A 6,562-nucleotide genomic window follows, 5' to 3' on the forward strand; every position below is an offset into this window, starting at 1 on the left:
TCACGGGGCGCGGCGTTCGCCCGCCCCGGCTGCCTCCATCGCCAGGTCCCAATACGGCGGACTGCCGAAATACTCCTTCATATGACGTATCAACAGCTGTGCCTTGGCCTGGTTCGAGCGCCCCGGCATGTGCACCGCGTGGATCGCCGATTCGCCCGGATCGCGGCGCGGCTCGATCGCACCGCGTTCGATCGGGTCCATCGGAAACACCGGCACCAGCTGGCCGGCCACGATGGCGTCGCTGGTCAGCCAGTTGGCCAGGTGGACGATGCCGGCGCCGCCGATGGCCGCATGCAGCAGCGAATCGGTGTCGTCGCAGCGCAGCTTGCCCCTGACCGCCAGCGGCTGGCCGCCGTTGACGCCGTCGAAACGCCACCAGCCGCGCGGCGGCAGGCGTCCGCTCACGGTCAGGCATTGATGGTCGAGCAGGTCCTCCGGCGTTTTCGGCCAGCCGTGCCGCGCCAGATAGGCCGGGCTGGCGGCCACCACGCGGTTCTGTCCGGCAATCCGCGTTGCCACCAGGTCGCTGGCTTTCAGCACGCCGGCGCGCACCGCCACGTCCACGCGCTGCGCCGCCAGGTCCACCACGTCGTCGCTGACGTGCAGGTCGACTTCGATCAGCGGGTAGCGCTGCAGAAAGGCAGCGACGGCCGGCGCCACGTGCAGGCGGCCGAACGCGGCCGGCGCGGTCACCGTCAGCAGGCCGCGCGGTTCGCTGTCCAGCTCCTGCACCGCGCTCTTGCCCTCGGCCAGCTCGGCCAGGATGTTGCGGGCGCGGGGCAAAAAGCGTTCGCCCGCATCGGTTACAATCACCTGCCGTGAGCTGCGCAACAGCAGCCGCGCGCCAAGCTCTTCTTCCAGCGCATCGATCTTGCGGGACACCGACGATACCGCCATTTCCAGATGCGCAGCGGCCTTGGACAGGCTACCCAGCTCGACGACGGTGACAAAGCATTGCAATGCATCGATCATGTCTTCTCCATGTTTGCGAATTTCGCAAAGACAATTTGCCTTTTTTCATATTGTGCCATTTTTTGCAAAGATGCATACTTCGTTCATCTCTGAATCTTTAAGGACGCAAACCATGAAATTCACTCCTGTCTTCGCAGCACTGGCCTTTGCCGCCGCCCCTGTCTTCGCCGCCGCGCCGCTGGCCGGCACCAACGCCCCCGGCTTCCAGCGCGTCATGCTGGGCGACTTTGAAGTGACCGCCATCAGCGACGGCACCGTCGACCTGCCGATCGACAAGCTGCTGCACGAGCCGGCCGCCACCACCACCAAGGCGCTGGCCCGCAATTTCCAGTCGGTGCCGACCGAAACCTCGGTCAACGGCTTCCTGATCAACACCGGCGGCAAGCTGATCCTGGTGGACGCCGGCGCCGGCAGCCTGTTCGGCCCGACGCTGGGCAAGCTGGTGGCCAATATCAAGGCGTCCGGCTATCAGCCTGAGCAGATCGATGAAATCTACCTGACCCACCTGCACCCGGACCACGTGGGCGGCCTGGCTGCCAACAGCCAGCTGGTGTTCCCGAACGCCGTGGTGCGCGCCGACAAGCACGACACCGACTTCTGGCTGAGCCAGTCCAACCTGGACAAAGCCCCTGCCGACAGCAAGGGCTTCTTCCAGGGCGCGATGGCCTCGCTGTCGCCGTACGCCGCCGCCCAGCACCTGAAGCCGTTCAGCGGCGACACCGAACTGGCGCCGGGCGTGCACGCCACCGCCAGCTACGGCCACACGCCGGGCCACACCATCTACACCTTCGAAAGCAAGGGCAAGAAACTGGTGCTGGTTGGCGACCTGATCCACGTAGCCGCCGTGCAGCTGGAACATCCTGAAGTGACCATCGGCTTCGACAGCGACGCCAAGTCGGCCGCCGCCTCGCGCGCCAAGGTATTCCAGGCCTTGTCCAAGGAAGGCGCGCTGGTCGGTGCAGCCCACCTGTCCTTCCCTGGCCTGGGCCACCTGCGCGTCGACGGCAAGGGCTACGACTGGCTGCCGGTCAGCTACAGCCAGTTGCGATAATAGTTCGCATCTCGTCAGCAGCGCGTCAGTAAATTCTGTAAAATTAGTGTCATGGACATGCGTAACACACCTCACTCTATTTCCGTGCTCGTCGTCGACGATCACCCGCTTCTGCGCGCCGGTTTGGGTGAGGCCATTTCCAGTCAGAGCGATATGCGCGTGGTGGGCGAGGCGTGCAACGGCCGCGAGGCGGTGGACGCCTACACCCAGCTGCGGCCCGACGTCACCATCATGGACATCGCCATGCCGGAGCTGGACGGGGTGGCGGCGCTGCATGAAATCCGCCGCGAGCATAACAATGCCCGCGTCGTCATGCTCACCACCTACAAGGGCGACGCGCAGATCCTGCGCGCGGTCCAGGGCGGCGCCGCCGGTTTCCTGCTGAAGAGTACCCTGCGCAAGGATTTGCTCGACACGGTGCGCGGCGTCCACCTGGGACAGCGCCGCATTCCGCCGGAGATCGCGATGGAGCTGGCCCAGCACATGGGCCAGGGTCCGTTAAGCTCGCGGGAAATGGAAGTGCTGAATCATGCGGCGAGCGGGCATTCCAATCGCCGCATCGCGGAGCGCCTGTCGATTTCCGAGGAAACCGTCAAGGCCCACATGAAGAATGTGCTGGCCAAGCTGGCCGCGAACGATCGCACCCATGCGGTGACGATCGCCCTCAAGCGCGGCATTATTACGATCTAGTCCTTGGCCACGGCGGCCAGCCACACCAGCATCACGCACGGCAGCAACAGGCCGTGGAAACCGAAGGTCACAAACGCCACGCCGCCGCTCATGCAGCCGGCGGCGAACGCCAGCACCGGCCAGGTCAGCTTCTTGCAGCGGCCGATGGCTTCCGGATCGCCGCGCAGCGAATCCACCAGTTCGATCACCAGCCCGGTCACATTGCCCGTCATCACCGTGGTGGCCGATGTCTTGCCCAGCAGCAGCTTGCCATAGGCATTCTGGATCGCCATCGCGCCGGCGCACAGCGAACCGGTCAGCAAAGTCAGCGGCGCCGACGCTTCCACCACCGGCGCCGCCTGCCAGGCGCAGATCACCGTCGCCGCCATCATCGCCAGCTGGAACAGGAAGCTGTTGCGCAGCGTTTTGCCGCCGCTGCGGTCCCAGTGCACCGTCGCCAGCCGTGTCAGGGCGACAAACAGGATAAACACCGGGAACACCAGCAGCTTGATGAAGATGCTTTGCGACGGCTCGATCAGCGCGCGGCCGATCAGCACGAAGTTGCCTGTCACGTGGGCCGTGAACAGGCCGAACAGGCCGACAAAGCCCAGCGTGTCGACGTAGCCGGCCAAAAAGCCCAGCGCTGCGCCTTGTTTGATATCACCGCGTTCCATTACTACCTTTCTGAAGATCGAGCCAGGCCACCAGCAGGAAAGCGCCGGTCAGCCCGAGGTGCTCGAAGAAACTATTGGCCGCCATGAAGCGTTCCTGGCCGCCCATTTCCCAGAAGCGGTTGGCGACAAAGGTGGCCATCAGCGTGAACACGCCGAGGAAGCCCGCGCCCAGCCAGCGGTAATAGCCGGTCAGGATGGCAACCGAGGCGCCCAGCTCCAGCGCGATCACCAGCGCGGCCAGCGGCCCCGCCGGCGACAGGCCGAAATGCTGCATCTCGCCGATGGCCGAGCCGAAGTCGGTCAGCTTGTTGATGCCGCCCTGCAGATACGCGGCGCACAGCAGCAACAGGCAGACCCAGCGCACCCACGGCACGCGCACTAGACCGCCCAGCATGCGCATCCCAGGGCACCCCAGAAGCTCTTGAGGTCGGAGACCGGCGCCTTGCTGCCCCACGAGCTGGCGTGCTGGTGGCCGTGCACATTGCAGTTGTTGGCGCAGCCGCAGGCGGCGGCCTGTTGCGCGCGTTCACGCTTCTGCTGCAGCTGGCGCTGTTCCAGTTCCTTCAGCGCGGCGCGGCTGGTGCCCTGCTTCTCGCCCCAGCCGGCGTAGCCGCCGAAACGGCGCACCGGCGACCAGTCCGGCATGGCCGGCGGCGGCGGCGTGTCGTGGCTGGCGAAGGCGCCGGCCGCATACACGATCTTGCCGCCAACGATGGTCAGGTCCGAACTCATGTCCCAGATCTCGCTTTCGGCGCAGGCATAGAAGTCCTTGTCCGGCACGATCAGGTCGGCCAGCTGGCCTACTTCGATGCGGCCCTTCTTGCCTTCCTCGTTGGAGAACCAGGTGGTGTTCTCGGTCCACATGCGCAGCGCCGCCTCGCGGTCCAGGCAATTGGCGCGCGGGTACAGCTGGGCGCCGCTGACGGTTTTACCGGTGATCATCCAGGCCAGCGACACCCACGGGTTGTAGGAGGCGACGCGGGTGGCGTCGGTGCCGGCCGAGGTTTTGACGCCGGCGTCGATGATCTTCCTGATCGGCGGCGTGGCTTCGGCGGCGCCGTGGCCGTAACGCTCGATGAAGTATTCACCCTGATACGCCATGCGGTGCTGCACGGCGATGCCGCCGCCCAGCGCGGCGATACGGTCGATCGACTGGTCCGAAACGGTTTCGGCGTGGTCGAAGAACCAGTTCAGGCCTTCCAGCGGGATGTCCTGGTTGACGCGCTCGAACACATCCAGCGCGCGGCTGATGGTTTCGTCGTAGGTCGCGTGCATGCGCCATGGCCAGCGGTTCTGCGCCAGCACGCGCACCACGCCTTCCAGGTCGTCTTCCATATTGTCCGGCATGTCGGGACGCGGCTGGCGGAAGTCCTCGAAGTCGGCCGCCGAGAAGGTCAGCATCTCGCCGGCGCCGTTGTGGCGGAAGTAGTCGTCGCCTTGCTGGTACTTGACGCTCTGCGTCCAGTTCAGGAAGTCTTCCTTCTCCTGCTTGGGCTTTTGCGTGAACAGGTTGTAGGCCAGGCGCACGGTCAGCTGCTTTTCGTCCGACAGCTGCTGGATGACCTGGTAGTCTTCCGGATAGTTCTGGAAGCCGCCGCCGGCGTCGATCACGCCGGTGACGCCCAGGCGGTTCAGCTCGCGCATGAAGTGGCGGGTCGAGTTGACCTGGTATTCCAGCGGCAGTTTCGGGCCCTTGGCCAGCGTCGAATACAGGATGGCCGCATTCGGCTTGGCCAGCAGCAGGCCGTTCGGATTGCCGCTGGCGTCGCGCAGGATCTGGCCGCCCGGCGGTTCCGGCGTGTCCTTGGTGTAGCCGACGGCGCGCAGCGCGGCGCCGTTCAGCAGGGCGCGGTCGTACAGGTGCAGGATGAACACCGGCGTGTCCGGCGCCACCGCGTTCAGTTCCTCGATGGTCGGCAGGCGCTTCTCGGCGAACTGGTGTTCGGTGAAGCCGCCCACCACGCGCACCCACTGCGGCGCCGGCGTGATCGCCACTTGCGCCTTCAGCATGGCCATGGCGTCGGCCAGCGAGCGCACGCCGTCCCAGCGCAGCTCCAGGTTGAAATTCAGGCCGCCGCGGATGATGTGGCAGTGGTTGTCGATCAGGCCGGGCAGCACGCGCTTGCCGTGCAGATCGATGATTTGGGTGTTGGGTCCGGCCAGCGCCATGATCTCGTTGGCGCGGCCGACGTGGGTGAACTTGCCGTCCTTGATGGCGACGGCTTCAGCGTGCGGGTTGCTGCGGTCCAGCGTGGTGAACAGGCCGCGGTGCAGGATCAGATCGGGTGTTGGGGATGCTTGCGACATTAAGAGCTCCTGGTTTCATCGGACTTCTGCGCGGATGGCAGCTGGCCGAAACAATGCGGCTTGACGTGGTCTTCGATCCACGACACTTTCGGCGCTTCCTTCTGCCACACCTGGCGCAGCAGCGGCGGCAGCTGTTCGCCGACCAGGATGCCCAGCAGGCCGACCAGCGCGATCACCGGCGGCGCCGGCGAACGCACGTTGAGGAAACCATATATGAGGCCGACCAGCAGGCCGACCGCCAACGATACGATATACATTTTCATGATTGAGCGACACTCCGGGTAAGTAAATCGTGGGCACAGTGTAGTGCCCCGTTCTCACTCTGGCATCACCGGTATTGATCGAACGATCCCCCCTCCTTTGGGGGAGCCTGGCTTGCGCATGAATAGGTGCTAGAATATTCCGATTCCCCATCCCATCCGGATCATGACGACTGCACGTGCTTCCCTGCTCCTGCATGCCGCCGTTGCCGCTTTGTCCGGCCTGCTCTGGTGCGCCTCGCCCATGGCGCTGGCCCAGCAACCGACGCCGCGCCTGCTCGAACAATTCACCCACACCGCCTGGGGCGCGCTCGACAACGCTCCGGTCGACATCCTGAACGTCGCGCAGACCAGCGACGGCTGGCTGTGGCTGGCCGCCGGCACCGGCTTGTACCGCTTCGACGGCAAGCGCTACGAGCGGGTCGACAATGTCGAAGGCCACCCGCTGCTGTCGTCCAGCGTGCGCACGCTGTATGCGCCGCCGGAAGGCGGCCTGTGGGTCGGCTACCGCGTCGGCGGCGGCATCAGCCACTTCCAGCGCGGCCAGGCGCGCCACTTCGCCGCCGGCCAGGGCTTGCCGGCGGGCGCCGTCACCAGCATCGCGCGCGGCCCCGACGGCGTGCTGTGGG

General features: G+C 65.6%; 7 protein-coding genes and 1 pseudogene. 3 read left to right on the forward strand and 5 right to left on the reverse strand.

Translation table 11 applies throughout. From position 1 onward, the window contains the following. Positions 1–972: a LysR family transcriptional regulator gene (locus GJ698_RS18255; RefSeq protein WP_154359277.1), complete on the reverse strand. Its 972-nt coding sequence runs from the start codon at positions 970–972 to the stop codon at positions 1–3. A 112-nt stretch (positions 973–1,084) separates the two neighbouring features. Here GJ698_RS18255 and GJ698_RS18260 point away from each other — a divergent pair, with 112 nt between their 5' ends. Together GJ698_RS18260 and GJ698_RS18265 are read left to right on the forward strand one after the other, a co-directional pair. Beyond that, positions 1,085–2,023, forward strand: a complete 939-nt coding sequence (locus tag GJ698_RS18260; RefSeq protein ID WP_154359278.1) for an MBL fold metallo-hydrolase — start codon at positions 1,085–1,087, stop codon at positions 2,021–2,023. Between the two features lie 57 nt (positions 2,024–2,080). Then, positions 2,081–2,713, forward strand: a complete 633-nt coding sequence (locus GJ698_RS18265; RefSeq protein ID WP_307766660.1) for a response regulator — start codon at positions 2,081–2,083, stop codon at positions 2,711–2,713. Here the strand turns inward: GJ698_RS18265 and GJ698_RS18270 are convergent. Genes GJ698_RS18270 through GJ698_RS18285 form a run of 4 tightly spaced genes read right to left on the reverse strand, consistent with a single transcriptional unit; the run spans position 2,710 to position 5,936 of the window. Beyond that, positions 2,710–3,366 (reverse strand): YoaK family protein, encoded by a 657-nt coding sequence (locus GJ698_RS18270; RefSeq protein ID WP_154359280.1) that lies wholly within the window; start codon positions 3,364–3,366, stop codon positions 2,710–2,712. The genes GJ698_RS18265 and GJ698_RS18270 overlap by 4 nt on opposite strands. After that, positions 3,353–3,766 carry a DoxX family protein gene (locus tag GJ698_RS18275; RefSeq protein WP_371865375.1) on the reverse strand — a complete coding sequence of 138 codons (414 nt, stop codon included), beginning with the start codon at positions 3,764–3,766 and terminating at the stop codon, positions 3,353–3,355. Before GJ698_RS18275 ends, GJ698_RS18270 begins: the two co-directional genes overlap by 14 nt. Next, on the reverse strand, positions 3,745–5,673 hold the full coding sequence (locus GJ698_RS18280) for an amidohydrolase (protein ID WP_154359282.1): 1,929 nt from the start codon (positions 5,671–5,673) through the stop codon (positions 3,745–3,747). The genes GJ698_RS18275 and GJ698_RS18280 overlap by 22 nt, the downstream gene beginning before the upstream one ends. Continuing rightward, entirely contained in the window at positions 5,673–5,936 is a 264-nt protein-coding gene (locus GJ698_RS18285) for a XapX domain-containing protein (protein WP_154359283.1), read from the reverse strand. Before GJ698_RS18285 ends, GJ698_RS18280 begins: the two co-directional genes overlap by 1 nt. Positions 5,937–6,099: 163 nt before the next feature. Between GJ698_RS18285 and GJ698_RS18290 the strand changes: the two are divergent. Beyond that, a pseudogene (locus GJ698_RS18290) lies at positions 6,100–6,562 on the forward strand (hypothetical protein); the annotation flags it as partial.

It is taken from the genome of Duganella aquatilis (assembly GCF_009674565.1).
GTDB classification, from domain to species: domain Bacteria; phylum Pseudomonadota; class Gammaproteobacteria; order Burkholderiales; family Burkholderiaceae_D; genus Rugamonas; species Rugamonas aquatilis.

Bases quoted from the DNA above. Each gene is read 5' to 3' on its own strand.
- GJ698_RS18265 (WP_307766660.1), top strand. From the start codon at position 2,081: ATGCGTAACACACCTCACTCTATTTCCGTGCTCGTCGTCGACGATCAC.
- GJ698_RS18260 (WP_154359278.1), top strand. From the start codon at position 1,085: ATGAAATTCACTCCTGTCTTCGCAGCACTGGCCTTTGCCGCCGCCCCT.
- GJ698_RS18285 (WP_154359283.1), bottom strand. From the start codon at position 5,936: ATGAAAATGTATATCGTATCGTTGGCGGTCGGCCTGCTGGTCGGCCTC.
- GJ698_RS18275 (WP_371865375.1), bottom strand. From the start codon at position 3,766: ATGCGCATGCTGGGCGGTCTAGTGCGCGTGCCGTGGGTGCGCTGGGTC.
- GJ698_RS18280 (WP_154359282.1), bottom strand. From the start codon at position 5,673: ATGTCGCAAGCATCCCCAACACCCGATCTGATCCTGCACCGCGGCCTG.
- GJ698_RS18270 (WP_154359280.1), bottom strand. From the start codon at position 3,366: ATGGAACGCGGTGATATCAAACAAGGCGCAGCGCTGGGCTTTTTGGCC.
- GJ698_RS18255 (WP_154359277.1), bottom strand. From the start codon at position 972: ATGATCGATGCATTGCAATGCTTTGTCACCGTCGTCGAGCTGGGTAGC.